The organism is Micromonospora kangleipakensis, from assembly GCF_004217615.1.
Classification (GTDB): Bacteria; Actinomycetota; Actinomycetes; order Mycobacteriales; family Micromonosporaceae; genus Micromonospora; species Micromonospora kangleipakensis.
Genome location: NZ_SHLD01000001.1, coordinates 3170504 through 3197486 on the forward strand (window position 1 = coordinate 3170504; position 26983 = coordinate 3197486).

Annotated in this window: 21 protein-coding genes; 10 read left to right on the forward strand and 11 right to left on the reverse strand. The window is 72.4% G+C overall.

Annotated features, from left to right (window positions below; genetic code table 11):
- Positions 1-59: 59 nt before the first annotated feature.
- The gene (locus EV384_RS15175; RefSeq protein WP_130333966.1) at positions 60-1154 is read right to left on the reverse strand and encodes a lipid II:glycine glycyltransferase FemX; all 1095 of its coding nucleotides are present in this window, start codon (positions 1152-1154) and stop codon (positions 60-62) included.
- A 325-nt stretch (positions 1155-1479) separates the two neighbouring features.
- Positions 1480-2667 carry an aminotransferase class I/II-fold pyridoxal phosphate-dependent enzyme gene (locus EV384_RS15180; protein WP_130333968.1) on the reverse strand — a complete coding sequence of 396 codons (1188 nt, stop codon included), beginning with the start codon at positions 2665-2667 and terminating at the stop codon, positions 1480-1482.
- A gap of 255 nt (positions 2668-2922) precedes the next feature.
- On the opposite strand from EV384_RS15180, the gene EV384_RS15185 reads away from it, so the two are divergent.
- A complete protein-coding gene (locus EV384_RS15185; RefSeq protein WP_130333970.1) occupies positions 2923-3897 on the forward strand; it encodes a DUF389 domain-containing protein in 975 nt (324 codons plus the stop codon).
- On the opposite strand, the gene EV384_RS15190 is transcribed toward EV384_RS15185, so the two are convergent.
- Positions 3860-4279, reverse strand: coding sequence for a hypothetical protein (locus tag EV384_RS15190; RefSeq protein WP_207232332.1), 420 nt, complete (start codon positions 4277-4279; stop codon positions 3860-3862). The genes EV384_RS15185 and EV384_RS15190 overlap by 38 nt on opposite strands.
- Before the next feature lie 238 nt (positions 4280-4517).
- On the opposite strand from EV384_RS15190, the gene EV384_RS15195 reads away from it, so the two are divergent.
- On the forward strand, positions 4518-5477 hold the full coding sequence (locus tag EV384_RS15195) for an LCP family protein (protein ID WP_130333974.1): 960 nt from the start codon (positions 4518-4520) through the stop codon (positions 5475-5477).
- A 42-nt stretch (positions 5478-5519) separates the two neighbouring features.
- On the opposite strand, the gene EV384_RS15200 is transcribed toward EV384_RS15195, so the two are convergent.
- On the reverse strand, positions 5520-7904 hold the full coding sequence (locus EV384_RS15200; protein WP_242624074.1) for a Tex family protein: 2385 nt from the start codon (positions 7902-7904) through the stop codon (positions 5520-5522).
- Between the two features lie 97 nt (positions 7905-8001).
- Here EV384_RS15200 and EV384_RS15205 point away from each other — a divergent pair, with 97 nt between their 5' ends.
- Positions 8002-9513, forward strand: a complete 1512-nt coding sequence (locus tag EV384_RS15205; RefSeq protein WP_130333976.1) for a deoxyguanosinetriphosphate triphosphohydrolase family protein — start codon at positions 8002-8004, stop codon at positions 9511-9513.
- A gap of 24 nt (positions 9514-9537) precedes the next feature.
- Here the strand turns inward: EV384_RS15205 and EV384_RS15210 are convergent, their stop codons facing one another.
- The 4 genes from EV384_RS15210 to EV384_RS15225 form a co-directional block, all read right to left on the reverse strand.
- A complete protein-coding gene (locus EV384_RS15210) occupies positions 9538-10623 on the reverse strand; it encodes an MBL fold metallo-hydrolase (RefSeq protein WP_207232601.1) in 1086 nt (361 codons plus the stop codon).
- A gap of 600 nt (positions 10624-11223) precedes the next feature.
- Positions 11224-11985 carry a succinate dehydrogenase/fumarate reductase iron-sulfur subunit gene (locus EV384_RS15215; RefSeq protein ID WP_130333978.1) on the reverse strand — a complete coding sequence of 254 codons (762 nt, stop codon included), beginning with the start codon at positions 11983-11985 and terminating at the stop codon, positions 11224-11226.
- Entirely contained in the window at positions 11982-13919 is a 1938-nt protein-coding gene (locus EV384_RS15220; RefSeq protein WP_130333980.1) for a fumarate reductase/succinate dehydrogenase flavoprotein subunit, read from the reverse strand. The genes EV384_RS15215 and EV384_RS15220 overlap by 4 nt, the downstream gene beginning before the upstream one ends.
- A gap of 2 nt (positions 13920-13921) precedes the next feature.
- Entirely contained in the window at positions 13922-14653 is a 732-nt protein-coding gene (locus EV384_RS15225) for a succinate dehydrogenase cytochrome b subunit (RefSeq protein ID WP_207232333.1), read from the reverse strand.
- A 35-nt stretch (positions 14654-14688) separates the two neighbouring features.
- Between EV384_RS15225 and EV384_RS15230 the strand changes: the two genes are divergently transcribed.
- Both EV384_RS15230 and EV384_RS15235 read left to right on the forward strand, forming a co-directional pair.
- Positions 14689-15618, forward strand: coding sequence for a LysR family transcriptional regulator (locus EV384_RS15230; RefSeq protein WP_130333982.1), 930 nt, complete (start codon positions 14689-14691; stop codon positions 15616-15618).
- A gap of 156 nt (positions 15619-15774) precedes the next feature.
- Positions 15775-17028, forward strand: coding sequence for an MFS transporter (locus EV384_RS15235; protein ID WP_130333984.1), 1254 nt, complete (start codon positions 15775-15777; stop codon positions 17026-17028).
- Here the strand turns inward: EV384_RS15235 and hrpA are convergent.
- Positions 16995-21008 carry an ATP-dependent RNA helicase HrpA gene (gene hrpA, locus EV384_RS15240; protein ID WP_130333986.1) on the reverse strand — a complete coding sequence of 1338 codons (4014 nt, stop codon included), beginning with the start codon at positions 21006-21008 and terminating at the stop codon, positions 16995-16997. The genes EV384_RS15235 and hrpA overlap by 34 nt on opposite strands.
- 189 nt (positions 21009-21197) lie before the next feature.
- Here hrpA and EV384_RS15245 point away from each other — a divergent pair, with 189 nt between their 5' ends.
- On the forward strand, positions 21198-21659 hold the full coding sequence (locus tag EV384_RS15245; RefSeq protein ID WP_242624075.1) for a cytidine deaminase family protein: 462 nt from the start codon (positions 21198-21200) through the stop codon (positions 21657-21659).
- A gap of 6 nt (positions 21660-21665) precedes the next feature.
- Here the strand turns inward: EV384_RS15245 and EV384_RS15250 are convergent, their stop codons facing one another.
- Entirely contained in the window at positions 21666-22025 is a 360-nt protein-coding gene (locus EV384_RS15250; RefSeq protein ID WP_130333990.1) for a YciI family protein, read from the reverse strand.
- A 197-nt stretch (positions 22026-22222) separates the two neighbouring features.
- Here EV384_RS15250 and EV384_RS15255 point away from each other — a divergent pair, with 197 nt between their 5' ends.
- Genes EV384_RS15255 through EV384_RS15270 form a run of 4 tightly spaced genes read left to right on the forward strand, consistent with a single transcriptional unit; the run spans position 22223 to position 26170 of the window.
- Complete coding sequence (locus tag EV384_RS15255) at positions 22223-23269, forward strand: FecCD family ABC transporter permease (RefSeq protein WP_130333992.1); 1047 nt, start codon at positions 22223-22225, stop codon at positions 23267-23269.
- Positions 23266-24330: a FecCD family ABC transporter permease gene (locus tag EV384_RS15260; RefSeq protein ID WP_242624076.1), complete on the forward strand. Its 1065-nt coding sequence runs from the start codon at positions 23266-23268 to the stop codon at positions 24328-24330. The genes EV384_RS15255 and EV384_RS15260 overlap by 4 nt, the downstream gene beginning before the upstream one ends.
- Positions 24331-24356: 26 nt before the next feature.
- A complete protein-coding gene (locus EV384_RS15265) occupies positions 24357-25226 on the forward strand; it encodes an ABC transporter ATP-binding protein (protein ID WP_130340593.1) in 870 nt (289 codons plus the stop codon).
- Entirely contained in the window at positions 25226-26170 is a 945-nt protein-coding gene (locus EV384_RS15270) for an ABC transporter substrate-binding protein (protein WP_130333994.1), read from the forward strand. Before EV384_RS15265 ends, EV384_RS15270 begins: the two co-directional genes overlap by 1 nt.
- Positions 26171-26334: 164 nt before the next feature.
- Here the strand turns inward: EV384_RS15270 and EV384_RS15275 are convergent, their stop codons facing one another.
- Positions 26335-26979, reverse strand: coding sequence for a hypothetical protein (locus tag EV384_RS15275; protein WP_130333996.1), 645 nt, complete (start codon positions 26977-26979; stop codon positions 26335-26337).
- Positions 26980-26983 lie beyond the last annotated feature (4 nt).

Genomic DNA, 26983 nt, shown 5'->3' on the forward strand with positions numbered 1-26983 from the left:
CGTGCAGTTCGTGGAACGCACAATCCGCCATGCGCGGTGCTTTGCCGCCTATCGGGTGATTAATCGCCTTCGGGCCTGCTCGAGGGCAAGGGGCGCCGGTACGTGGGGAAGAAGCTGTCGTCCGGTTGCCATGCCTCGTCCCGCCGCCGTCCTTCGGCCAGGTGTGCCCGCACCAGTGACTCGTACCGCTCTGCGTCGAGCACGCGAGAGGCGACGTGATAGGGAAGCAGCCCCTGGGGGGCGAAGGCTTTCTTGTACCGGAAGATTCCGTCGTCAGGGGCGTACCCGCCGCCGAGCACGTAGCGCTCTTTCCCGCGTGCACGACCCCACCGCATCACCTCGAACTTCAACAGTTCGTTCGGGCGGAGGTCGAAAAAGGCCTCGTCCGTGCCGCCGAGATAGAAATAGAGGCTCAGGCCGGAGACCAGCACCAGTTCTGTCGAGATGACGCGCCCGTCGTGCAGGGCATGGAAGAAGGTGAACTGCCCGGGCAGATCGCGCACGATCGCCTCGAAGAACGAACGTGGGAAGTAGTAGTTCTCCGCCGCCTGTCGCCGCCGCATCGTGTCAGTGTAAATGCGTACGAAATCTGTCAATCGCCGGCCGTCCTCGTCGACCTCGATCTGCACCCCGCTACGCGTCGCCTTGTTGACGTTGCGCCGTACCTTTGACTCGAATTCGCGCCACAGTTGGTCCTCCGGCATGCGGAGGTCCACAACTACGTTGGTCAGTTTCTGGGTCATGAGCGCCGGCGGGGCGAGGCGCTCCGACTCGAACAGGGACAGCCTGGTGAACTCCGCGATGACGCGGCGTTCCCGGCAGAGCTCGTCGAAGGCGCTCCAGAAGCTCTTGGCGTCGACGTCGGTGGCGCCGCTGGTGAAAGCGCCAGCGTAACCGTACGCGCTGGTGATGTCGAAGCTCGGACGCGACTGTCCGCACAGGTGCGGAGCGGCGATCGGCCTGAGGACGAACGGGTAAAGAATGAATCCCGAATCGGTCTCTGCGAAGGCTGCGAGCGGTTGATCCCGTTCGGTGGCGAAGAGTCGCACGTAAGCTGGATCGGCGAAGACCTCGCGGGCCGGCCAGTTCGCACAACGTGAGCGCCATTCGGAAGCTGTTTCCGGATCGCGCGCATCCCATAGCGAAATTCGCATCGTAACAACCGTCCTTCCTTCGGCAGCTGCACCCTCACCCCGGTGGGTCAGCTAATGCTTCTCCGGCGCCTAGGCAAATCGTTCTGGTTCTACCAGTAAAGGGAGTGGCTCGGAGCAGTGTTCCCGCGATCGCCTTCGCCAGCCGTGCACCCTGCCGTTCCAGAGCTGCGCTGATTGCAGGCGACACGATGCTCCAGTGCCCGCCCGATAGCACGGCGCCCGGCCCGTCCCGGAGACGGGAGGGGCCGACCCCCGGGCTGTCATGCCAGGCCGGGACGCCCGGCTCCGCCCAAGCCCGTCCGGGCACTTGTCGATTCCGCGTCCCTCAGCGGCCGTTGAGGAACTGCCGCGTCGCGTTGAGGACGCGGACGGTCTCGCGCTCGCTCAGCGCGGAACCACTGGGCAGGACCAGACCGTCCGCGAAGAGTCGTTCCGCCGCTCCGGTGAGCAGTGACCGCGCGCCGGCGAAGACCGGTTGCAGATGCATGGGTTTCCACACCGGCCGCGTCTCGATCCTCAGTGCGCCGAGATGGTCGGCGAGATCCCGCGCCCGCCAGCCGGCGACGGCTGGATCGACGACGATCGCGGTGAGCCAGCAGTTGCTCCCCTCGTCCTCGTCCGCGAGCAGGCGGACCCCCGGGACCACGGCGAACAGTTTCGCGTAGCGCTCCCGCAGGCGCCGGCGCCGGGCGATCATCTCGTCCAGGCGGCGCAACTGGGCCCTGCCCAGGGCGGCGAGCAGGTTGCTCAACCGGTAGTTGTAGCCCACCTCGGTGTGCTCGTAGTGGGTGACCGGCTGACGGGCCTGGGTCGACAGGTAGCGACAGCGGGCCACGAGCTCGGCGTCGTCGGACAGCAGCATTCCGCCGCCCGAGGTGGTAATGATCTTGTTGCCGTTGAACGAGACGACCGCCGCCCGGCCGAAAGAGCCGGCGGCGCGTCCGGCGTGGACCGCGCCGAGCGCCTCGGCGGCATCCTCCACCACCGGCACTCCGGCCTCCGCGCAGAGCGGCAGGATCCGGCCGTAGTCGGCGCAACTGCCGAAGATGTCCACGGGCAGCACGGCGGCGACCCGGCGACCCCGTAGCTGCAGGTCACGGAGCAGATCGTGGAGAAGGTCGAGATCCAGATTGCCCGTTGCCGGCTCGCAGTCGACGAAGATCGGTTCCGCTCCCGTGTACACCACGGCGTTGGCCGTCGCCGCGAACGTCAGGGTCGGCACCACCACGACGTCCCCGGGGCCGGCGCCGAGCGCGACCAGCGCCAGGTGAAGTCCGGCGGTGCCGGAGGAGAGCGCCACCGCGTGCGAGCAACCGACCCGCTGGGCGACCTCGCGTTCGAAGGCGTCGAGGTCGGGGCCGGCGGGCGCCACCCAACCGGACCGGAGCGCGTTCAGGACGTACGACTCCTCGAGCGCGCCGACGTCGGGGGGCGACAGGAGGATCCGCTCGGCCGTCGGATCGGGTCCGGGTTGGCGGACCACAGGTGCGCTCACCCGGTCCGGGAACGTCATCGGTCGACCTCCGGTGCTGATCGCGTTACCCGGCACAGACCGGTCTGACCGGCTGGGCGGCTTCTCGCTGACCTAACGAGACAAGGGACGCTTTGTGACTGTTTTGCCCGCAGTCATGACAATGCTGGTGATTCGGTCACCGCCACCTGGCTCCCGGCTGCGGGCACCGCACCGGCCCGTCCGCGATGCCGCTCGACCGGGCGTCGCCCGTACAGTGGTCCGGCCGGACCTGCCGTGCGTCAGGACGGGGGAGGAATGCTGCACCTGAGGATCATCGCCCCGACCGACGAGGCGAAGGCGGTGACGGATCTGCTCGCCGAAGAGGCCGGCGTGGCCCATCTGGCGGTGCTTCCCGGCGCCGCCCGACGGCCCCCGGGGGACCTGATCCTCTGCGACGTGGTGCGGGAGAGCGCCGACCAGGTGCTGCGCCGGCTCCAGGAGCTCGGGGTGGAGGCGCGCGGTGGGATCTCCGCCGACGACGTCGAGCTGACGGTCTCCGCCGCGGCGGAGAAGGCCGCCCGCGAGGCTCCGGGGCACGGTGAGGACGCCGTGGTGTGGGACGAGATCGCCGCGAAGACCGGCGAACAGACCGTGCTCACCGGCACCTACCTCGTACTGATCATGGTCGCCACGATGATCGCCGGCGTCGGCGTCCTGCTGGACCAGCCGATCCTCATCGTCGGCGCGATGGTGGTGGGTCCGGAGTTCGGGCCGCTCGCCGCCCTCTGCGTCGCGCTGCTGCGGCGCAACCGGCGGATCATCGTTCGCTCGGTGCAGGCCCTGGTGGTCGGCTTCCTGGCGGCCATGGCGGTCACCGTGCTGAGCACCTGGGCGCTGACCGCGGCCGGCCTGGTCGGGCGGCAGATGCTGCTCGCCGAGCGTCCGCTGACCGACTTCATCTGGCGGCCCGACGCGCTCTCCTGGGTGATCGGGCTGTTGGCCGGGGTCGCCGGCATGCTCTCACTGACCGCGAAGAAGTCGGGTTCGCTGGTCGGCGTGCTGATCTCGGTGACCACCGTGCCGGCAGCCGCGAACGTCGCCGTCGCCACCGCGTATGGGGTGTGGCACGAGGCCGCGGGCTCGGCGCTGCAACTCGTCATCAACCTCTGCGCCATCGTCATCGCGGGGCTGCTCACCCTCGGCGTGCAGCAGCTCTGGTGGTGGAACGTGGCGCGGCGGACCACCGGGCCGGTCAGGGCCAGTCGTCGCCGGCGTCCAGTCGGCGGGTGAGGAGCGTGCGGAGCGGGATGGACTCGCCGTCGCGTCCGCCCTGCCCGACGATCAGCGGTGCCGGCTGCGGTTGCGGGTCGGCGCCGAAAAGGCGTGCCCGGAGGCTGGGCGGTACGGCCAACAGATAGAAGTTCCCCCGCGCGTCGACGGCCCGCCTGCGGGCCCGGTCGACGTACCACCCGGTGAGCCGGCTGCGGTACCGGCCGCCGCCATGGTGAGGCTGGACGGTGAGCCGGGTGCGGCGCAGGCCGCGCCGGTCCGCCTCCGCCGCGAACCAGACCACCAGCCGGGCGGCCTCCGCCGCCTCGTCGGCCCGGCGCCGCTCCTCGGCGGCCGCGTGCGCCCGTACCGCCCGCTCCCGCTGCGCACGCCAGTCGTCCACCGGACAGACGGTACGCGACGGCAACCGGCGCGGCCTGCACAGGCCGGGGCCAGCCTGCCCGTTTTACCCCTTTGTGGGTTTCCGTGGCGTATCCTCCGTTTCCATGGTGGAAAAGGTTCGTCCCGGCGGGACGGGGCAGACGTCGCGGCCGCCGTGGGACCCGAACGGGCACCTGGCCGGGTCGGGTGGACGCCGCCGACGGTGGTGGCCCCGGCGGCGATGGGCGCAGGTGGCGGCAGTGATCGTGATCCTGGCGTTCGTGGTGATCGGCGGCGGTGGCCTCGGCAGCTGGCTGTACGTGCGATCGCTGGAGAACCAGGTCGACAAGGTCGACGCGTTCCAGGGTCTGCAGGAGGAGCAGCGGCCGGTACGGGCGGCGGATTCGGCGCGCAACTTCCTGGTGGTCGGCAAGGACAGGTCCGAGCCGGGCGACAACGTCTCGCGCACCGACACGATCATGCTGGTCCACGTGCCGCACAGCCGGGACCGGGCGCAGCTCATCTCGATCCCGCGGGACACCTGGACCACAGTTCCGCAGTCGCTGCCCGAGAACGGCGGCGGGCCGAAGAAGGCGAAGATCAACGCGGCGTACGCCTGGGGCGGGGCGCCCCTGCTGGTCCGCACGATCGAGGGATTCACCGGGGTACGCGTCGACCACGTCGTCGTGGTGGACTTCGCGGGCTTCGGCAAGGTGATCGATGTCCTCGGTGGCGTGGACGTCACCGTCGACAAGCCGTTCAAGTCGGACCTCGCCCCCGACGGGGTCCTGCAACCAGGGGTGCACCACATGAACAGCGACCTGGCGCTGGACTACGCCCGGCAGCGTAAGCAGTTCACCGACGGCGACTACAGCCGGATGCGGCACCAGCAGGCGATCATCGCCGCGGTGATGCAGGAGGCCAGCCGGAAGGGCGTCATGACCAACCCTGGACAGCTCAACGACTTCCTGCGAGCCACCGCCGGTGCCGTGCAGGTGGACCGGAACCTGTCGGTGTTCGACACCGTGTGGAATCTGCGCCAGATCCGGTCCGGCGACCTCACCATGCTGACCAGCCCCACCACCGGCACCGGCATGGTCGGCGACCAGAGTGTGATCTTCCCTGACCTGGCCGCCTCGGCGAAGCTCTTCGCGGCGGTGAAAAATGACAGGATGGACGACTGGCTGAGCCAGAACCCGTCCGCGATCAACGGGAACTGAGTCGGCGGCCCGGCACCGACGGGGGTCCCGGGCCGCCGGCGGTCAGGCCAGACCGGCCCGGCGCAGCGCGTCGGCCATAGCGCTGTCGGCCGTTGCGGCCCCACCCTGCCGCTGCTGCCGGCCACCCCGGTCGCCGCGCGCCGCCGCGCTCTGACCACCGCGCGCACCGCCCTGGTCGCTCCGCCGGCCACCGCGCTCGCGTCCACCGCCGTCGCCCTGCGGTCGACCGCTGCCGCCCGAGGTCTCATCGTCCAGCCGCAGGGTCAGCGAGATCCGCTTGCGGGGCACGTCGACGTCGAGCACCTTGACCCGGACCACGTCGCCGGACTTCACCACGTCCCGGGGGTCCTTGACGAAGGTGCTCGACATCGCCGAGACGTGCACCAGGCCGTCCTGGTGCACCCCGACGTCGACGAAGGCGCCGAACGCCGCCACGTTGGTGACCACGCCCTCCAGCAGCATGCCGGGGACCAGGTCGCTGATCTTCTCGACGCCCTCGGCGAAGGTGGCCGTCTTGAACGCCGGTCGCGGGTCGCGGCCCGGCTTCTCCAGCTCGCGCAGGATGTCGGTGACGGTGGGCAGGCCGAAGGTGTCGTCGACGAAGTCGGTCGCCTTCAGCCCGCGCAGGATCGCCGACTTCCCGATCAGCGAGCGCAGGTCCTGCCCGGTGCTGGCCAGGATCCGCCGCACCACCGGGTACGCCTCCGGGTGCACGCTGGACGAGTCGAGGGGGTCGTCGCCGCCGGGGATGCGCAGGAAGCCGGCGCACTGCTCGAACGCCTTCGGGCCGAGCCGCGCCACCTTCTTCAGCTCCGCCCGGGTGCGGAACGGGCCGTTGGCGTCCCGGTGCAGCACGATGTTCTCGGCCAGCCCGGCGCCGATGCCGGAGACCCGGGTGAGCAGGGGAGCGGAGGCGGTGTTGACGTCCACCCCGACCCCGTTGACGCAGTCCTCCACCACCGCGTCCAGCGAGCGGGACAGCTTGACCTCGGAGAGGTCGTGTTGGTACTGCCCGACGCCGATCGAGCGCGGGTCGATCTTCACCAGCTCGGCGAGGGGGTCCTGGAGCCGGCGGGCGATGGAGACCGCGCCGCGCAGCGACACGTCCAGCCCGGGCAGCTCCTGTGAGGCGTACGCGGAGGCGGAGTAGACCGACGCGCCGGCCTCGGAGACCACCACCTTGGTGAGGTCGAGCTGCGGGTACCGCTTGATCAGGTCACCGGCGAGCTTGTCGGTCTCCCGGCTGGCGGTGCCGTTGCCGATGGCGATCAGCTCGACTCCGTGCGCCCCGGCCAGCTTCGCCAGCGTCTCGACGGAGGCGTCCCACTGTCGGCGCGGCTCGTGCGGGTAGATCGTGTCGGTGGCGACCACCTTGCCGGTGGCGTCCACCACGGCGACCTTCACGCCGGTCCGCAGGCCCGGGTCGAGGCCCATGGTGGGCCGGGTGCCGGCGGGCGCGGCGAGCAGCAGGTCACGCAGGTTGGTGGCGAAGACCCGGACGGCCTCCTCCTCGGCCGCCTGCCAGAGCCGCATCCGCAGGTCCGCGCCGAGGTGGATGAGGATCCGGGTACGCCAGGCCCAGCGCACCGTGTCGGCCAGCCACTTGTCGGCCGGCCGGCCCTGGTCGCTGACGCCGAAGCGGCCGGCGACGGCCGCCTCGTACCGGCTCGGGCCGGTCGCCACGGCGTCCGAGTCGCCCTCGGCCTCCGGGTCCATGGTCAGGTCGAGCACGCCCTCCTTCTCGCCCCGGAACATGGCGAGGATCCGGTGCGAGGGGAGCCGGGTGAACGGCTCGGCGAAGTCGAAGTAGTCGGCGAACTTCGCGCCGGCGGCCGCCTGGCCGTCGCGTACCCGGGAGACCAGCCGGCCCCGCGACCACATCTGTTCGCGCAGCGTGCCGATCAGGTCGGCGTCCTCGCCGAAGCGCTCGATGAGGATGGCGCGGGCGCCGTCCAGGGCGGCGGCCGCGTCGGCGACGCCCTTGTCCGTGTCGACGAAGCCGGCGGCCGTCGCGCGCGGGTCCTGCGCCGGGTCGGCCAGCAGCGTGTCGGCGAGGGGCTCCAGCCCGGCCTCGCGGGCGATCTGCGCCCGGGTCCGCCGCTTCGGCTTGTACGGCAGGTAGATGTCCTCCAGCCGGGACTTCGACTCGGCCGCCATGATCTGGGCTTCCAGGGCCTCGTCGAGCTTGCCCTGGCTCCGGATCGACTCCAGCACCGCGGCGCGCCGCTCGTCCAGCTCGCGCAGGTAGCGCAGCCGCTCCTCCAGGGTGCGCAGCTGGGCGTCGTCGAGCAGGCCGGTGGCCTCCTTGCGGTAGCGGGCGATGAACGGCACGGTGGCGCCGCCGTCGAGCAGCTCCACGGCCGCCCGTACCTGCCGTTCGGCGACGCCGAGCTCGTCGGCGATCCGCTGGTGCACAGACTGGGTCACGATCTGATCCGCCTTTTCGGGTGGGTTCCGCAGTGCATTCTGCCGGTCCGCCCGGACGGCTGCCGCCGCCCCCGCCGGCTGCGCTAGCGTGGCGATCATGGAACCACCTGCCGACCCGCGGGCGCGGCGGCTCTTCGGCGGCAGCGCCCGAGCCCTCGGCGACCTGGCCGCCAGCCCGTTCCGGGCCGACCGGGACCGGATCGTGGCCTCGCCCTTCTTCGCCCGGCTTAACGGCGTGACCCAGGTGGTCAGTCCGGGTGGTTCGGGCCTGCTGGTGCACAACCGGCTCACCCACAGCCTGAAGGTGGCCCAGGTGGCCCGCGCGGTCGCCGAACGGCTCACCGCCGACGGGGAGCACCGCGTCCTGCTGGAGAAGCTGGGTGGCTGCGACCCGGACGTGGTGGAGGCCGCCGCGCTCGCCCACGACCTCGGCCACCCGCCCTTCGGCCACCTCGGGGAGCGGGTGCTGGACCGGCTGGCCCGGCAGCGGCTCGGCCTGACCGACGGCTTCGAGGGCAACGCGCAGTCGTACCGCATCGTCACCAGCACCGAGATCCGCGGCGCGGCGACCACCGGGCTGGACCTCACCGCCGCGGTGCGGGCGGCGATGCTGAAGTACCCGTGGACCCGGCTCGACCATCCGGACCCGCACCCGCGCCAGCTCGACCCGGCGCCGCGCGGCGCCGCCCCGCCACCGGACGACCCGGCGAGCGGGTCGTCGAAGTTCGGCGCGTACCGGACCGAGGTGGACGACCTGCGGCAGGCCCGCGAGCCGTTCGCCGGGCGGATCCCGGACTGGCAGCAGACCCCCGAGGCGTCCATCATGGACACCGCCGACGACATCGCCTACGCCATCCACGACGTGGAGGACTTCTACCGGGTCGGGGTGCTCCAGCAGGGCGCGGTGGCCGCCGAGCTGATGGCCTGGCAGCGGGAGAGCGGGCACTTCCGGGCGATCACCGACGCCGCCCTGGCCGCCGCGGCCCGCCGCCCCGGCTCGGCGATCGAACGGCTGCGCCGCCAGCTGCACCGCAAGGACGCCTGGATCGCCGACGACGACGCGTTCGCCGCCGCGGTCGAGCACGTCCGCGAGGAGCTGGTGGAGGGGCTGCTCGCGCTCCCCTTCGACGGCTCGATCGAGGCGGAGCAGTACGTGGCCCGCTTCTCCGCCCGCTGGTCCACCCGGTTCGTCGAGTCGATCACGGTGACCGCCGACCCGAACGTCCGCGTCGGCCACGTGCTGCTGGCCGAGGCGCAGTGGCACGAGGTGCAGGTGCTCAAGTTCGTCCACCACCGGTTCGTGCTGGCCCGCCCCGACCTGGCCCTGCACCAGCGCGGTCAGGCCCGGCTGCTGGGCACCCTGGTGGAGGCGCTCTGGGAGTGGCTGCTCGACCCGGAGGAGGAGTCCCGGCTGCCCCGCCGGCTGCACGACCTGGTCGAGCTGGCCGAGGCGGAGCTGCACCCGCGTACGCCGGACCGGATCGGCCGGGCCCGGGGCCGGGCCATCGTCGACTTCGTCGCGCAGCTCACCGACGGCCAGGCGGTTGCCATGCTGGACGCCCTCTCCGGCCGCTCCGGCGCCCTCTGGACGGACGCCTTCGTGCTCTGAGGCCACCGGCCACCGCCGGACCGCTCAGACGATCGCCTGCCACCAGCCGTCCACGGCCGGCGGGTCGTCCACCACCACCCGTTCGCCGGGGCGCGGCACGGCCAGGCGGACGTCCCGGGCCTTCGCCTCCACCCAGAGCCGGTTCACCGGCTCGGCCCAGTCGTGCAGGGCCAGGTTGAACGTCGCCCAGTGCACCGGGATGAACAGCCCGCCGCGCAGGTCGAGGTGGGCGGCGACCGCCTCCTCGGGGAACATGTGGATGCTCGGCCAGGCCCGGTCGTACGCGCCGATCTGCATCAGCGTGACGTCGAACGGCCCGTGCTCGGCGCCGATCTCGGCGTACCCCTCGAAGTAGCCGGAGTCGCCGGTGTAGAAGGCTTTGCGGTGCGCGCCGGCCACCACCCAGGAGCTCCAGAGCGTGCCGTCGCGGCGCAGCCCCCGGCCGGAGAAGTGCTGGGCGGCGGTGGCCGTGATGGTCAGGTCGCCGATCTGATGGCTCTCCGACCAGTCCAGCTCGACGATCCGCTCCTCGGGCACGCCCCACCGGTCGAGGTGGGCGCCGACGCCGAGCGGCACCAGGAACGGCGCCGACTGGTGGGCCACCAGCCCGCGTACGGTCGCCAGGTCGAGGTGGTCGTAGTGGTCGTGCGAGATCAGGATGGCGTCCACCGGGGGCAGCTCGTCGAGGCGTACCGGCGGCTCGTGGATCCGGCGCGGACCGACCCGGGTTGACGGGGAGCACCGGTCGCTCCAGACCGGGTCGAGCAGCACCCGGCGCCCCTCGATCTCGATCAGCGCCGAGGCGTGGCCGTACCAGACGACGTTGAGCTCCCGGGCCGGGTCGGCGGCGGGCGCGGCGGACGGACGCAGCAGCGGCACCCCACCGTCGGGCCGCCGCTTCTGCTTGCCGAAGATCAGCTCCTTGACCAGGTTCCGGCCCGGGTCGGCGACCATCGTGCGGGTGCTCGTCGGGTTGTGGAAGGTGCCGTCGCGGAACCGGGGCGAGCGGGCCGCCCGCTCCGCCCGCGCGCCGGTCAGCCGGCCGCCGAGCTGCGCCGGCACGTCGCGGCCCACCCAGGCCACGCCGGCCAGCGCCGCCACCCCGGCCATCCGCCACAGTCGGCGGCCGAGCGCCCGCTCCACCGCCCGATCCGCTGTCTCGCCCATCGTCGTCCCCTCCGCCGTGTCCCGCAGTACACGGTAGCCACCCCGGCGCCGTCGTGCCCTCGCGCTCAGCCCAGCCGGCGCCGGACCGGCCCGGCACTCCTCGCGTACCTCGGCGAGGGTGGCGGGGGAGCGGGCCGCTTGCCCTGCCACGTCAGTGCCTTCATGCCTGAATGTTCCCTCTTCGGGTGCCCTCCATCGGACTGCTACCCGCGCTCGGGGACTTGAACCGGCGGTGGGCGGCGCCCCCGGGCTCAGGGCCCGCCGCCCTGGCATCCCCTGGCGCCGCCGTTGCCCCACGGCCCGTCCCTGCTGTCCGGAGAGCCTTTGGAGCTGATGTCGGCAACGAATCGGGCCTCGCCCGGTGCGGTTCCGTCCGGCGCGCCGTGATGTCGTGGACGATTCAGCTCCACAGCACGCCCTCCACGGGCCCGTCGCGTGCGGCGGCCAGCCGTCCGGTTCCGGCGTCCGGTCCCGGAAGCGGTCCGACCGCCGTACCCCTCGCTGGGGCACGGCGGTCGGTGACGGCGCTGGGGGCGGCCGGGCTCAGGAGCCCGGCGTGTCGCCGCGCTTGGCGGTCGCCGCGAGGTAGTCGCGGTTGAGCCGGCCGATGGTGTTCAGCGGGATGCCCTTCGGGCAGACCGCGGTGCACTCACCGGCGTTGGTGCAGCCGCCGAAGCCGGCCTCGTCGTGCGCGTCGACCATGCCGATCACCCGGGTGTACCGCTCGGGCTGGCCCTGCGGCAGCAGCGAGAGCTGGGTGAGCTTGGCGGCGGTGAAGAGCATGCCGGAGCCGTTCGGGCAGGCCGCCACGCAGGCGCCGCAGCCGATGCAGGCGGCCGACTCGAAGGCGGCGTCCGCGTTGGCCTTGGCCACCGGGGTGGAGTGCGCCTCGGGGGCGCTGCCGGTCGGCGCGGTGATGTACCCGCCAGCGGCGATGATCTTGTCGAAGGCGCCCCGGTTGACCACCAGGTCCTTGATGACCGGGAAGGCGCGGGCCCGCCACGGCTCGATGTCGATCGTCTCGCCGTCGGAGAACTGCCGCATGTGCAGCTGGCAGGCGGTGGTGCCGCGCTGCGGCCCGTGCGCGTCGCCGTTGATCATCAGGCCGCACATGCCGCAGATGCCCTCGCGGCAGTCGTGGTCGAACGCCACCGGCTCCTCGCCGGCGAGGATCAGCCGCTCGTTGAGCACGTCGAGCATCTCCAGGAACGACATGTCCGGGGAGACGTCGTCGACCTGGTAGGTCACCATCCGACCCTTGTCCTCAGGGCCCTTCTGGCGCCAGATGCGCAGGGTCAGGTTCACTTGTAGCTCCGCTGCGTGGGGTGGACGTATTCGAACTTCAGGTCTTCCTTGTGCAGCACGGACGGCTCGCCGGTGCCGGTGTACTCCCAGGCCGCCACGTACGCGAAGTGCTCGTCGTCGCGCTGCGCCTCGCCGTCGGGGGTCTGGTGCTCGGCCCGGAAGTGGCCGCCGCAGGACTCCTCGCGGTGCAGGGCGTCGATGCACATCAGCTCGGCGAGCTCGAAGAAGTCGGCCACCCGGCCGGCCTTCTCCAGCGACTGGTTGAGCCCCTCGCCGTCGCCCGGGACGCGGACCCGCTGCCAGAACTGCTCGCGCAGCGCCCGGATCTCGTCGATCGCCTTGCGGAGACCGGCCTCGGAGCGCTCCATGCCGCAGTGCTCCCACATGATCTGGCCCAGCTCCCGGTGGAACGAGTCCACCGTCCGGTCGCCGTTGACGGCCAGCAGCCGCTGGATCCGGTCCTCGACGTCGGCGCGCGCCTCCACCACCGCCGGGTGGCTCGCCTCGACCCTCTCGAACGGGCCGGCGGCCAGGTAGTTGGCGAGGGTGCTGGGCAGCACGAAGTAGCCGTCGGCCAGGCCCTGCATCAGGGCCGAGGCGCCGAGCCGGTTCGCGCCGTGGTCGGAGAAGTTCGCCTCGCCGATCACGAACAGGCCCGGGATGGTCGACTGGAGGTCGTAGTCGACCCAGAGGCCGCCCATCGTGTAGTGCACGGCCGGGTAGATCCGCATCGGAACCTCGTACGGGTCCTCGCCGGTGATCCGCTCGTACATCTCGAAGAGGTTGCCGTACTTGGCCTCGATCGCCTTGCGGCCGAGCCGGTTGATCGCGTCGGCGAAGTCGAGGTAGACGCCGAGCTTGGTCGGGCCCACGCCGCGGCCCTCGTCGCAGACGTTCTTCGCGGCGCGGGAGGCGATGTCGCGGGGGACCAGGTTGCCGAAGGAGGGGTAGATCCGCTCCAGGTAGTAGTCCCGCTCGTCCTCGGGGATGTCCGTCGGGTTGCGGTCGTCGCCCTTGGCCTTCGGCACCCAGACCCGGCCGTCGTTGCGCAGCGACTCGCTCATCAGGGTCAGCTTCGACTGGTGGTCGCCGGAGACCGGGATGCAGGTCGGGTGGATCTGCGTGTAGCAGGGGTTGGCGAAGTACGCGCCCTTGCGGTGCGCCCGCCAGGTGGCGGTGACGTTGCAGCCCTTGGCGTTGGTGGAGAGGTAGAAGACGTTGCCGTAGCCGCCGGAGGCGAGCACGACCGCGTCGGCCATCTCGGTGGTGATCTCGCCGGTGACCAGGTCCCGGACCACGATGCCCCGGGCCTTGCCGTCGACGACGATCAGCTCCAGCATCTCGTGCCGGGCGTTCATCTCCACGTTGCCGAGGCCGATCTGCCGCTCCAGCGCCTGGTACGCGCCGAGCAGCAGCTGCTGGCCCGTCTGGCCCCGGGCGTAGAAGGTGCGCTGTACCTGCGCGCCGCCGAACGAGCGGGTGTCGAGCAGGCCGCCGTACTCGCGGGCGAAGGGCACGCCCTGCGCGACGCACTGGTCGATGATGTTGACCGAGACCTCGGCCAGCCGGTGCACGTTCGACTCCCGGGAGCGGAAGTCGCCGCCCTTGACGGTGTCGTAGAAGAGCCGGTGCACCGAGTCGCCGTCGTTGCGGTAGTTCTTGGCGGCGTTGATGCCGCCCTGCGCGGCGATCGAGTGGGCCCGGCGCGGGCTGTCCTGGTAGCAGTAGGACTTGACCTGGTAGCCCTGCTCGGCCAGGGTGGCCGCGGCGGAGCCGCCGGCCAGGCCGGTGCCCACCACGATCACCGTCATCTTGCGGCGGTTGGCCGGGTTGACCAGCTTCGCCTCGAAGCGGCGGCGGTCCCAGCGGGTCTCGATCGGACCCTCGGGAGCCCTGGTGTCGGCGATCGGCTCGCGCTCAATGAAGAGATCCATGGTCAGGACACCAATCCGGTGAGTACGGCGAACGGAACCACCAGGTAGCCGGCGCAGAGCACGACCGCGAAGACCAGCGCCGCGGCGCGCGCCCGGCGCTCACCCTTCGGGGTCTGCTGGCCCAGGCTGCGGAACGCGCTGAAGGCGCCGTGACGCAGGTGGAAACCGAGCGTGACGATCGCCAGGGCGTAGAAGAGCGTGACGTACCAGCGCTCCGGCGCGAAGTCGGCGACCACGTTGCCGTACGGGTTGCTGGCGTCGCCCTGCGGGTTCAGGTGACCGGTGGTCAGGTCCAGGATGTGGTAGATCACGAAGAGCAGGATGATCACCCCACCCCAGCGCATCGTCCGGGCCGCGTAGCTGCCCCGCACCTTCTTGCGGTGCGCGTACCGGACCGGGCGGGCGGCGCGGGCACGCATCGCGAGCACGGTCGCGGCGCCGATGTGGGCCAGCACGGCGACGGTCAGCACGGTCCGCTGGATCCACAGGTACCAGGTCGAGGGGAGCAGCGGCGTGCCGATGTCGCGCAGCCAGTGCGCGTAGTGGTCGAACGAGGTCTCCCCCGTGAACACCTTCAGGTTGCCGAGCATGTGCGCGATCAGGAACAGCGCCAGGAGAATGCCCGTCACCGCCATGACGGCCTTCAGGCCGACGTTCGAGCGGATGGGCGACCGAGTTTTCGTGATTACCACGTGACCGACGCTAGGAGCAGTTTGATCAGTCGTCCAATGCATCGACCTCGCAGTCTTGATAGCCGTAGGCTATGTAGATGCAGCTCCATCAGCTCCGGTACTTCGTCGCGGTCGCAGAAGTACGACATTTCACCCAAGCTGCCGACCTGGTAGGCATAACCCAGCCCTCGTTGAGTAAGCAAATTCACGCCCTGGAGACCGACCTCGGAGCCCCGCTCTTCGAACGGGTAAGGGGCAACATCGCCCTCACCGCCGCGGGCGAGGTGCTGCTCCCGATGGCCAAGCGGATCCTCGCCGACGTCGACACGGCCACCCGGGAGGTGCAGGAGCTGGTCGGGCTGCGCCGGGGCCGGGTGCGGCTCGGCGCCACCCCCAGCCTGGCCACCTCGCTCGCCCCGCCGGTGCTGCGCCGGTTCCGCGACGCCCACCCCACCGTCGACCTCCGGGTGGAGGAGGGCGGCTCGCAGGACCTGGTCCGCGACCTGGTCCGCGGCGACCTCGACCTGGCGCTGATCATCATGCCGGCGGCGGGCATCGATCCCGGCCTGCGCGCCGACCCGATCCTGCGGGAGAGCCTGGTGGTCGCCTCGGTGGACCCGCTGCCGGCCACCTCGGGCACCGGCGAGCTGCGCATCACCGACCTGCGCGACCAGCCCCTCGTCATGTTCCGCGAGGGCTACGACCTGCGTGACGCCACCCTCCAGGCCTGCCGGGACGCCGGCTTCGAGCCGACCCTGTCGGTCGACGGCGGGGAGATGGACGCCGTGCTCAGCTTCGTCGAGGCCGGGCTCGGCGCCGCCCTGGTGCCCGGGATCGTGGTCGCCCGCCGGCCCGGCATCCGGGTCACCCGGCTCGCCCCGCCGGGCGTACGACGGACCATCGCGGTGGCCCGCCGCAAGGACGTGGTCCCCACCCACGCCGGCCGCGAACTGCGGCGGATCCTGCTCGAGTACGTCCACGACGCCACCGGCAGCGACGACCTGCCGCCCGGGGTGGAGCCGCTCTAGTCCCGAGGCGGGTCGAGGCCCCGGTCAGGGGATCGTCCTCCGCCGGCTGGCGGTATCACCTGACGTGGATTCTTCGCCGAGCGGCGGCCGGCTAGAGTCGCACGGCCACCGGAGGTCGGTGGAACCACTACCCGACCGGAAGGACCTTCCGCAGGTATGGGACAGAACGCGCGAAGGTCCACCCTGCGGGCCGGCGGCGACGTCTTCGTGCGGGACGGGCTGACGCTGCTCACCTACAGCGCCCTCGGTGCCTACACCTTCTGGCTGTACGCCTTCGGTCCGGCCCTTGCGCTGCTTCGCCAGGAACTCCACTTCTCCTACACCGTGCTCAGCGTCTACTCGGCGCTCTGGGCAGCCGGTTCCGTGCTGTCGGGAGCCGCTTTCGCCCCGTTGGCGGCGAGGATGGGCCGCCGTGCGGTGCTGTGGCGGTCGGCGCTGGTGACCACCGCAGGCGCCGCCCTGTTCACCATCACCCAGAGCATCCAGCTCACCATGCTGGGCGCACTTGTCATGGGCTTTGCCGGCACCACCGTGCAGACCACCACCCAGTCGCTGGTCGCCGACCATCATGGCCCGCGACGAGACCAGGCACTGGTCGAGATGAACATCGGGGCCGGCCTCTGCGCCGTCATCGCTCCGCTGGCCCTCGGAATGAGCCATGCGCTCACCAGCACCTGGCGGGTTGCCATGGCTCTCCCCGCCGTCATCCTGGTCGCCCTGGCCGTCGTCCACCGGCACCAGCCGTTCCCGTCAGTGCCGCGCCCACCCGCCGCGCGGCGGGGCGGACACCGCGCCGGGCTCTCCGTGGTCTGTCGGTTGCTGGCGCTGCTGGTGGCGGTCGGCATCGGGGTCGAGTTCTGTGTCGTGTACTTCGGCGCGGAGCTGTTGAGCGGCGCCAGAGGGTTCTCCACCTCCACCGCGGCGACAGCCATGACGGTGTTCTACGCGGGCATCCTGCTCGGTCGGCTCGCCGGTGCTCGTCTCACCCGCCGTCCCGGGCGCGCTGCCTTTCTGACGGGGTTGTCCCTGGCGGTCACCCTCGCCGGTCTGGCTGCCCTGTGGCTTCCCGGGGGCGTCGTCCCCGCCCTGCTCGGTCTCTTCGTCACAGGTCTGGGCATCGCCAACCAGTTCCCGTTGGCCCTCGCCCTGACCCTGGCCGCGGCCCCGGACGACACCGACGCTGCCAACGCCCTCGTCCAGCTGCTCGGCGGGGTGCTGGTCCTCGGCGCCCCGTTCCTGCTGGGCCTTCTCGCCGACCATGTCGGACTGACCACCGGTTTCGCCGTGGCGCCCGTCCTGACCGCCCTCTCCGCTCTGCTGCTGTACGTGGCGCTCCGCTGGGAGGGCTCAGCTGATCCGGCCGGCGTGGCCCCCGGTCAGCGCCCCTCGGCGTCGTCCATGGCCCGGTAGATCCGCTGCTCCGACACCGGGTACGGGGTGCCGAGGCCCTGAGCGAAGACGTTCACCCGAAGCTCCTCGATCATCCAGCGGATCTGGCGTGCCGCCGCCGAGCTCCGCCGGGCCGGTGGCAGCGCGGCGAGCATGTCCGCGTACTCCTTCTGGACGACCGCGATCCGGTCCTGCTGTTGCTTGTCCCGCTGCGGGTTGCCGGGCAGCCGGTCCAGCCGGCGCTCGATCGCGGTGAGGTAGCGCAGCAGGTCGGCGAGGCGGGCGTACCCGGTCTCGGTGATGAAACCCTTGTGCACCAGGCCGGAGAGCTGGTTGCGGATGTCCGCCAGGGCGGCCACCACGGCCAGGTTCCGGGTCGCGCCGAGCCGCTGCTCCACCGCGTACGCGGCGGCGAGCACCTTGCGGACCCGGTCCATCACCTCGACCACGGTGTCCACCAGGTCGGCGCGGACCTTGTCGCGCAGCGCGGCGAAGCCCTCCGCGTCCCAGGCCGGGCCGCCCGCGTCGGCGATCAGCTTGTCGATCGCCGCGCCGGCCGCGTCCTCGATCAGCTCCTGCACGCCGCCGTGCGGGTTGCGGCTCAGCGCCAGCTTCGCCTCGTTGGACAGCCGCCCCTGGAGGAACTTCGCCGGGGAGGGCACGGTCAGCCGCAGCAGACGCCGGGTGCCCGCCCAGTGCGCGGCGGCCTGCTCGGCCTCGGAGTCGAAGACCTTCACCCCGACCGTGGCGCCCTCGTCGACCAGGGCCGGGTACGCGGTCACCGCGTAGCCCGCCCGCACCTGCTCGATGGTGCGCGGCAGGGTGCCGATGCTCCACTCCTTCAGCCCGGTGCGGGCCACGTCCGGCGCGGCGGCGGCGACGACCTGGCGTACCTCCTGGCGGAGCTCGCGTTGCAGGGTCGGCAGGTCCTTGCCCTCGGCGACGGGCTTGTCGTCCTCGCCGAGCACCCGGAACGTCACCCGCAGGTGCGGCGGCAGCTTCGCCACGTCCCAGGCGTCCCGGGGGACGGTCACCCCGGTCATCCGGCGCAGCTGCCGGGTCAGCGCGTCGAGCAGCGGCTCCTCGCCGGCCGGCAGCTCGGCGAGCGCGGCGCGGGCGTAGTCCGGCACCGGGACGAAGTTGCGGCGGACCGCCTTGGGCAGCGACCGGATCAGCGCGACGACCAGCTCCTCGCGCAGCCCCGGCACCTGCCAGTCGAAGCTCTCCGCCGGCACCTGGTTGAGCATCGGCAGCGGGATGTCGACGGTCACCCCGTCGGTGGGGGTGCCCGGCTCGAAGCGGTAGGTCAGCGGGAGCGCGACCCCGTCGGCCCGCCACTCGTCCGGGTAGTCGGCCTCGTCCACCCCGCCCCGGCCGGCGTTGACCAGCAGCTCCCGGGTGAAGGTGAGCAGGTCCGGCTGGTCCCGGCGGGTCTTCTTCCACCACGAGTCGAAGTGCCGCCCGGAGACCACGTCGGCGGGGATCCGCTGGTCGTAGAAGCCGAAGATCGTCTCGTCGTCGACCAGGATGTCCCGCCGCCGGGCCCGGCTCTCCAGCTCCTCGATCTCGGCCAGCAGCCGCTGGTTGTCCCGCCAGAACTGGTGGTGGGTCTGCCAGTCGCCCTCGACGAGGGCGTGTCGGATGAACAGCTCCCGGGACAGCGCCGGGTCGATCCGGCCGAAGTTGACCTTGCGGGAGGTGACCAGCGGGATGCCGTAGAGGGTGACCTTCTCGTAGGCCATCACCGCGGCCTGCTTCTTCTCCCAGTGCGGCTCGCTGTAGCTGCGCCTGACCAGGTGCTGGGCCAGCGGCTCGACCCACTCGGGCTCGATCCGGCCGTTCACCCGGCCCCAGAGCCGGGAGGTCTCCACCAGCTCGGCGGCCATCACCCAGCGCGGCGGCTTCTTGAACAGCGCCGACCCGGGGAAGAGCGCGAACTTCGCCCCCCGGGCGCCCAGGTACTCGTGCTTCTGGGCGTCCTTGAGCCCGACGTGGGAGAGCAGGCCGGGCAGCAGCGACTGGTGCACCTTCGGGGTGTCGATCTCCTCCGGCAGGTCCGCGCCGATTCCGCGCCGCCCGCCCTCGCCGTCGCGCGCCGGTCGCCCTCCTTCCGGGGTACGCAGCACCTGGCGCAACTGGCTGACGATGTCCTGCCACTCGCGGACCCGCAGGTAGTTCAGGTATTCCGCCTTGCACATCCGGCGGAACGCGCTGGACGACAGCGTCCGCTGCTGCTCCCGCAGATAGCGCCAGAGGTTGAGGAAGGCGACGAAGTCCGACTCGGCGTCGGCGAACCGGGCGTGCGCCTGGTCGGCCTGGGCCTGCTTCTCCGCCGGCCGCTCCCGCGGGTCCTGGATGGAGAGGGCGGCGGCGATCACCACCACCTCGGTGGCGCAGCCGTTGCGCTCGCCCTCCAGGACCATCCGGGCCAGTCGCGGGTCGACCGGGAGCTGCGCCAGCCGCCGGCCCTGCGGGGTGAGCCGCTTCCCCGGGTCGGTCTCGGTCGGGTCCAGCGCGCCCAGCTCGTGCAGCAGGTTCACGCCGTCGGTCACGTTGCGCCGGTCCGGCGGGTCGATGAACGGGAACGCGCCGATGTCGCCCAGCCCGATCGAGGTCATCTGGAGGATGACCGAGGCCAGGTTGGTGCGCAGGATCTCCGGGTCGGTGAACTCGGGGCGGGAGAGGAAGTCCTGTTCGTCGTAGAGCCGGATGCAGATGCCGTCCGAGGTACGACCGCAGCGCCCCTTGCGCTGGTTGGCCGAGGCCTGCGAGACCGGCTCGATGGGCAGCCGCTGCACCTTGAGCCGGCTGCTGTAGCGGGAGATCCGCGCCGTGCCCGGGTCGACGACGTACTTGATGCCGGGGACGGTCAGTGAGGTCTCCGCGACGTTGGTGGCGAGCACCACCCGGCGTCCGGCGTGCGGGGCGAAGACCCGGTGCTGCTCGGCGGTGGAGAGCCGGGCGTAGAGCGGCAGGATCTCGGTGCCGAGCAGCGACCGCTTCTTCTGCACCAGCTTGCCGAGCGCGTCGGCGGTGTCCCGGATCTCCCGCTCGCCGCTGAGGAAGACCAGGATGTCGCCGGGCCCCTCGGCGGCCAGCTCCTCGACCGCGTCGCCGATCGCCTGGATCTGGTCGCGGACGTTCTCCTCGTCGGCGTCCTCCTCCTCGGCCTCGGTCACCTCGACCAGCGGCCGGTACCGCAGCTCGACGGGGTAGGTACGGCCCGACACCTCGACGATCGGTGCCGGCTCGCCCGCCGCGTCCGCGAAGTGCCGGGCGAAGCGGTCGGTCTCGATGGTCGCCGAGGTGATGATCACCTTCAGGTCGGGACGGCGGGGGAGGAGCTGCCGGAGGTAGCCCAGGATGAAGTCGATGTTGAGGCTGCGCTCGTGCGCCTCGTCGATGATCAGCGTGTCGTACTGGCGCAGCATCCGGTCGGTCTGCAGCTCGGCCAGGAGGATGCCGTCGGTCATCAGCTTGACCAGGCTGTTCTCGCCCACCTGGTCGGTGAAGCGGACCTTGTAGCCGACCACGTCGCCCAGCTCGGTGCCGAGCTCCTCGGCGATCCGGTCGGCGACCGTACGCGCGGCGAGCCGGCGCGGCTGGGTGTGCCCGATCAGGCCGTTGATCCCGCGCCCCAGCTCCAGGCAGATCTTGGGTAGCTGGGTGGTCTTGCCGGAGCCGGTCTCGCCGGCCACGATCACCACCTGGTGGTCCCGGATCGCCGCGGCGATGTCGTCCCTGCGCTCGCTGACCGGCAGCTGTGCCGGGTAGGTGATCACGGGCACGGCGGCCCGCCGGCTCGCCAGCCGCGCCTCGGCGCGCGTGACGTCGGCGCTGATCTCGGCGAGCGCGGCCTCCCGGCGCTCCGGGTCGCGCAGCCTGCGGACCCCGTCCAGCCGCCGCTGCAGCTGGCGCTGGTCGCGGAACATCAGGTCGGGGAGGCGGCGGTGCAGCTCGCGAACGGAGTCGGGTGCGGCGGGTACGGCTGGATTCTGCATGTCGTCGCCAAGAATAGGCAGCCCCGCGGCGAAGCGCCGCCGGGTTACCGCCAGCCGGCCGGGGCGGGCGGCGCCGGCGGCGGCGGGTGGCGGCGGCGGCGAGCACACCCGCGCGCGCCCTCCCAGCTCCGGGCGGATCTGCGGACTAGAGTGGCCGCCGACCGACATGCTGGACGGGACGGGATGATCATGCGGGACACGGACCGGGCGCTGGTGCAGGCGGCCACCGCCGTCGCCAAGCTGCGCTGCCGTAGCGAGAACCACACCGTCGCCGCCGCCGCGCGCAGCGCCGACGGGCGGGTCTTCACCGGTGTGAACGTCTACCACTTCACCGGTGGACCGTGTGCCGAGGTGGTGGCGATCGGCGCCGCCGCCACCCAGGGCGTGACCGAGCTGGAGACCATCGTCGCGGTGGGGGACCGGGGCCGGGGCGTCATCCCGCCGTGCGGCCGCTGCCGGCAGGTGCTGCTCGACTACTTTTCGTCGATCAAGGTGATCGTCGGGCCGGCGGACGGGCTGCGCGCGGTGCCGGTGGCCGACCTGCTGCCCGAGACGTACGTCCGGGCCGACCAGCAGGTCGCGACCGTGTCGCGGACCGGGGTGTGGTCGATGCCCGTGGTGCCCGGCAGCCGCCAGGCCGCGGAGGACTGACCCGGGTCAGTCGCCCGACGCCGCCTCCAGCATCGACCGGGGGACCGGCACCTGCTCGAAGCGCACGTTGCCCTCCGGCACCATCCAGCTCATCACCTGGACGACCAGCCGTCCGGCCCGGACGGCCGGGTCGTTGGCGTAGAGCTCGCGGGCCATCTCCGGATCTACCGAGAGCACGGCGAAGCCGCGCAGCCGGTCGTCGTCGGCGCCGAGGAACGGGCCGGCGGCGAGGAGCGCGCCCTGCTCCACCAGCCCGGCCTGGTGCGCCAGGTGCGCGTTCTGCAGGCGGTCGACCGCGTCCAGCGGCAGTTCGGGCGGGTCCGGCGGACGGACCAGGAGGACGACGGTGTGCTGGTCGAATCGCATGCCGCCAGCCTAGGTGCGAAAAACCGCTGACTGTCCCCTTGTTGCCGGTAGCGGCCCCGTCCGGGCGGCGCCGACCGCCCGACCCGGCCCCGGTCCGGCCAGGGTGGCGACGCCGCATCGACGAATCCGAGTTAGGCACACCTAATACGCTCGGCTAAGGTAAGGCGATCCTAAGCCGAGAGGGGCGGAACCCTGCCGTGACCACCGTCGCCACCCGACCCGAGCGGGCCGGCGTCCCGAGCCGCCGGCGGTCCGGCCGCCGGGCGACGGTCGCCGCAGCGGCGGCCCTGCTGCTGGTCCTGGCCCTGCTGGCCAGCCTCGCCCTCGGCAGCCGCCCGCTCGCCGTCGACCAGGTGTGGCAGGCGCTCACCGCCCCCGACGGCGGCGAGGCCACCACCATCGTCCGGGAGCTGCGCCTGCCGCGGACGGTCCTGGGGCTGACCGTCGGGCTCGCGCTCGCCGTCGCCGGGGTGCTCTTCCAGGCGCTCACCCGCAATCCCCTCGCCGAACCGCGGATCCTCGGCATCAGCGCCGGCGCCTCGTTCGGCGTGGTGCTCGCCATCGCGGTCTTCGGCGTCGGCAGCCTCGCCGGGTACGTCTGGTTCGGCGTCGCCGGCGCGCTCGCCGCCGGCCTGCTCGTCCTCGCGGTGGCCAGCGGCACCCGCGAGGGCGCCAGCCCGGTCACCCTCGCGCTGGTCGGCGCGGCCCTCGACGCCAGCCTCGCCGCCGGGGTGTACGCCATGCTCAGCATCGACGCGCGCACCTTCGAGGAGTACCGCTTCTGGGTGGTCGGCGGGCTGACCGGCCGGGACGTCGGCGTCGCCGGGCAGGTGCTGCCGTTCGTCCTCGCCGGGCTGGCGCTGGCCGCGCTGGTCGCCCGGGGCCTCGACGCGCTCGCCCTCGGCGACGACGTCGCCCGCGGCCTCGGCCACCGGATCGGCCTGGTACGCCTCGGCGGCGGCGCCGCCGCCGTGCTGCTCACCGGCGCCGCCGTGGCCGCCGCCGGACCGATCGCCTTCGTCGGGCTCGCCGTGCCGCACCTGGCCCGGGCGCTGGTCGGCGCCGACCACCGGTGGACCCTCGCGGTCTCCGCCCTGCTCGGGCCGGCCCTGCTGCTCGGCGCCGACGTCGTCGGCCGGCTGGTCGCCCCGCCCGGTGAGGTGCCGGCCGGGATCGTCACCGCGCTGATCGGCGCCCCGCTGCTGGCGTACCTGGTTCGCCGGGCGAAGGTGGTGACCGCGTGACCGCCGTCGAGTCGTCCCGCCCGACGTACGCCGGGCTGCCCGGTCGGTCGCTGCTGCGGTTCGGACCGGTCAGCGTGCAGGTCCGCCGCCGCGCGCTGCTCGTCGCCACCGTGACCACCGTGCTGCTCGCCGCCGCCGTCGTGCTCAGCCTCTCCCTCGGCACCCCGTACGTCGCCCCGGCCGACGTGCTCCGCTCGCTGTCCGGCGCCGGCACCCCGTACGACCTGGTAGTGCGCGACCTGCGGCTGCCCCGGATCGTGCTGGCCGCGACCGCCGGGGCGGCCTTCGGGATCGCCGGCACGCTCATCCAGAGCGTGGCCCGCAACCCGCTGGCCAGCCCGGACGTCATCGGCATCACCCAGGGCGCCGGCCTGGCCGCCACCGTCGCGATCACCACCGGCGCCGCCGCGGTGCTGGTCGCCCCGGCGGCGCTGGTCGGCGGGCTGGCCGCCGCGCTGCTGCTGCTCGTCCTCGGTGCCCGGCACGGTCTGGCCGCCCAGCGGTTCGTGCTGGCCGGGGTGGCCGTCGCGTTCGCCCTGCGGGCGCTGACCGAGGTGGTCATGCTCTCCGCCGACCCGATCGACGGGCTGCGCGCGCAGATCTGGCTGATCGGCACCCTGGCCGGCCGGGGCTGGTCCGAGACGCTCTGGATCGCGCTCACCCTGGTCGTCCTGCTGCCGGTGCTGGCCTGGGCCGGCTGGGCGCTCAACGGCACCGCGCTGGACGACGACACCGCGCGGGGGATCGGGCTGCGCCCGGGGGCCCGGCGGCTCGGCCTGGCGGCCACCGGCGTCGTGCTGGCCGCCACCGTCACCGCCCAGGTCGGCGCGGTCGACTTCGTCGCGCTGGTCGCCCCGCAGGTGGCCCGCCGGCTGGTCCGCGCCGAGCGGCCGCCGCTGGTCTGCGCCGCCCTGGTCGGCGCGCTGCTGCTGGTGCTGGCCGACCTGGCCGGCCGGCGGATCTTCGCCCCCACCCAGCTGCCGGCGGGCGTGCTCACCGCTGCCATCGGCGGTCCGTACCTGATGTTCCTGCTGGTCCGACGTCGGCGGAGGTCCGCGTGAACCGCACCCCTGAGACCCGAGGCGCGATGCTCGCGACCCGCGACCTGACCGTCGGCTACGACGAGCGGACCGTGCTGGACGGGCTCGACGTGGAGCTGCCCACCGACGCGTTCACGGTCATCGTCGGGCCGAACGCCTGCGGCAAGTCCACCCTGCTGCGGACCATGGCCCGGCTGCTCACCCCGCGCCGCGGCACCGTGCTGCTGGACGGCACGGCCATCCGCGAGCTGCCCACCCGCGAGGTCGCCCGCCGCCTCGGCGTGCTGCCGCAGAGCCCGCTGGTGCCGGAGGGGGTCACCGTGGCGGACCTGGTCGGCCGGGGCCGGCAGCCGTACCAGCGGTGGTGGCGGCAGTGGTCGGAGCAGGACTCCGTCGCCGTCGACCGGGCGATGGCCCAGGCCGACGTCGCCGGGCTCGCCGACCGCCCGGTGGACACCCTCTCCGGCGGGCAGCGCCAGCGGGTCTGGATCGCGATGACCCTCGCCCAGGACACCGAGGCGCTGCTGCTGGACGAGCCGACCACCTTCCTCGACCTGGCCCACCAGGTGGAGGTGCTGGACCTGCTGCACCGGCTGCGCGCCGAACGCGGCCGGACCGTGGTCGCCGTGCTGCACGACCTCAACCAGGCCGCCCGCTACGCCGACCACCTGATCGCCATGCGCGACGGCAGGGTGGTCGCCGCCGGCCCGCCGCGCGAGATCCTCACCGCGGACCTGGTCCGTGACGTCTTCGGGCTCGACTGCGTGGTCGTGCCCTGCCCGGTGACCGGCGCGCCGCTCGTGGTGCCCGGCCTTACCAGCCCGTCCCTGGCGCGCCCGACCGCTCCGGTGGCGCGCCCCTCCGTCGCCGACGCGGACCTGCCGCCCGTCGACTCGTACCCTTCGAAAGGAATCTGATGCGTCGTCTCGCCGCCGCCCTCACCGCGGCCCTGGCTCTCGGAGTCGGCCTCACCGCCTGCGGTGAGAGCGACCCGGCCCCGGGCTCCGCCACCGGGGAGACCCGGGAGATCACCCACGCCATGGGCACCACCAAGGTGCCGGCGGACCCGAAGCGGGTCGTGGTGCTCGACACCGACAAGATCGACACGGCGCTCTCGCTCGGCGTCACGCCGGTCGGCGCCGCCACCGCCGGTGAGGCGAAGAGCTGGCCCACCTACTTCGGCGAGGAGAAGCTGGCCGGCATCAAGGAGGTCGGGGTGCTCACCGAGCCCGACCTGGAGGCGATCACCGCGCTCAAGCCGGACCTCATCCTGGGCAGCAGGTTCCGCCAGGAGAAGTTCTACGACGAGCTGAGCGCCATCGCCCCGACCGTCTTCACCGAGAAGGTCGGCATCACCTGGAAGGAGAACCTGCTCCTCGACGGCAAGGCCCTGGGCCGGGAGCAGCAGGCCAAGGACCTGCTGAGCACGTACGAGAAGCGGGCGAAGGAGTTCGGCGCGAAGCTCGGCGACGCCGCGTCGCGGGAGATCTCCATCGTGCGGTTCATCCCGGGCAACATCCGGGTGTACGGCCCGGACTCGTTCTCCGGCATCGTCGTCGGCGACACCGGGCTGGGCCGCCCGGCGCGGCAGCGGCTCGAGGGCAAGGAGGACAAGCGCTTCGACCTGGTCAGCCCGGAGCGGATCAACGAGGTCGACGGTGACGTCATCTTCGTGACCGCGTACGGCGAGAAGGCCGCCGCCGAGCAGGCCAAGGTCACCGGCGGCACCCTCTGGCAGGGTCTGTCCGCGGTGAAGGCGGGCAAGGCGCACGTGGTCTCCGACGAGGTCTGGATGACCGGCATCGGCGTCGGCGCCGCCAACAAGATCCTCGACGACCTGGAGAAGCACCTGGCCGCCTGATCGTCGGGACGCTGGCCAACCCGCTCGCCCGCTTCGCCCCGGACCGGGTCGGCTGAGTCGGCGGCGGGCGCCCGCCGCCGGTCCGCGCTCGTGGATGCACGGAGAGAGGGGTCCTCTCTCCGTGCATCCGTCCGGGCGGGCGGTGGGCCGCCGTGGTGGTGGGGTCAGGCGGCGGTGGACCAGATGGCACGGAACGCGGCGGCCTCGCCGGCCAGCCACTGCTCGACCTGCTGGGGCTTGGCCGTCTCGGGCATCCGGTGGGCCTCGCCGCGGCGGACGTCGACGAGGACCGGCTCGGCGTGCGGGAGGAGCGCGTCCATGTGCCGGGACATCAGGTGCAGGGTGGCGAGGGTCGCCTCCTCGCTGGGCGGCGCCTCGTCGAAGTGCAGGCGGACCGCCTCGGCGCGGCCGTCGGCGTACCGAACGCCGAAGTGAGGGTTGATCTTGACGGGCAGGTCGCCGAGCATCGCCAGGGCGTCGCGGGTCTGGGCGAGGTCCACCTCGGCCGGCTCGCCGAGCGACTGGAGCCAGGCCGTCGCGCCGGGGACGAGCGCCTGGTAGAGCGGGCGCCAGCGGGGCTTGACCAGGTCGGGCACCTGGGCCAGGTGGGTGCCGCCGGTGTGGAACGCGATGTCGGCCTTGAGCGCCTTGACGAACTGGCCGTGCGGGTTGAACCCGTGCCGGCTCGCGCGCTGCTTGCGCAGGCCGCCGACGAAGGTGGCCTTGGTGGGCCCGGTGCGGTCCACGTACCGGGTGAAGCCGAGGAGGGTGGCGTACGGCGTCAGGGGAGTGGAGATGGGCGCGGTCACGAGC

What these genes read in the sequence shown, in the direction of transcription:
- EV384_RS15180 (WP_130333968.1), bottom strand. Translation starts at nt 2,667, where the DNA reads ATGACGTTCCCGGACCGGGTGAGCGCACCTGTGGTCCGCCAACCCGGA.
- EV384_RS15235 (WP_130333984.1), top strand. Translation starts at nt 15,775, where the DNA reads ATGGGACAGAACGCGCGAAGGTCCACCCTGCGGGCCGGCGGCGACGTC.
- EV384_RS15245 (WP_242624075.1), top strand. Translation starts at nt 21,198, where the DNA reads ATGCGGGACACGGACCGGGCGCTGGTGCAGGCGGCCACCGCCGTCGCC.
- EV384_RS15265 (WP_130340593.1), top strand. Translation starts at nt 24,357, where the DNA reads ATGCTCGCGACCCGCGACCTGACCGTCGGCTACGACGAGCGGACCGTG.
- hrpA (WP_130333986.1), bottom strand. Translation starts at nt 21,008, where the DNA reads ATGCAGAATCCAGCCGTACCCGCCGCACCCGACTCCGTTCGCGAGCTG.
- EV384_RS15270 (WP_130333994.1), top strand. Translation starts at nt 25,226, where the DNA reads ATGCGTCGTCTCGCCGCCGCCCTCACCGCGGCCCTGGCTCTCGGAGTC.
- EV384_RS15220 (WP_130333980.1), bottom strand. Translation starts at nt 13,919, where the DNA reads ATGGATCTCTTCATTGAGCGCGAGCCGATCGCCGACACCAGGGCTCCC.
- EV384_RS15225 (WP_207232333.1), bottom strand. Translation starts at nt 14,653, where the DNA reads ATGCATTGGACGACTGATCAAACTGCTCCTAGCGTCGGTCACGTGGTA.
- EV384_RS15250 (WP_130333990.1), bottom strand. Translation starts at nt 22,025, where the DNA reads ATGCGATTCGACCAGCACACCGTCGTCCTCCTGGTCCGTCCGCCGGAC.
- EV384_RS15230 (WP_130333982.1), top strand. Translation starts at nt 14,689, where the DNA reads ATGCAGCTCCATCAGCTCCGGTACTTCGTCGCGGTCGCAGAAGTACGA.
- EV384_RS15210 (WP_207232601.1), bottom strand. Translation starts at nt 10,623, where the DNA reads ATGGCCGGGGTGGCGGCGCTGGCCGGCGTGGCCTGGGTGGGCCGCGAC.
- EV384_RS15205 (WP_130333976.1), top strand. Translation starts at nt 8,002, where the DNA reads ATGGAACCACCTGCCGACCCGCGGGCGCGGCGGCTCTTCGGCGGCAGC.
- EV384_RS15185 (WP_130333970.1), top strand. Translation starts at nt 2,923, where the DNA reads ATGCTGCACCTGAGGATCATCGCCCCGACCGACGAGGCGAAGGCGGTG.
- EV384_RS15175 (WP_130333966.1), bottom strand. Translation starts at nt 1,154, where the DNA reads ATGCGAATTTCGCTATGGGATGCGCGCGATCCGGAAACAGCTTCCGAA.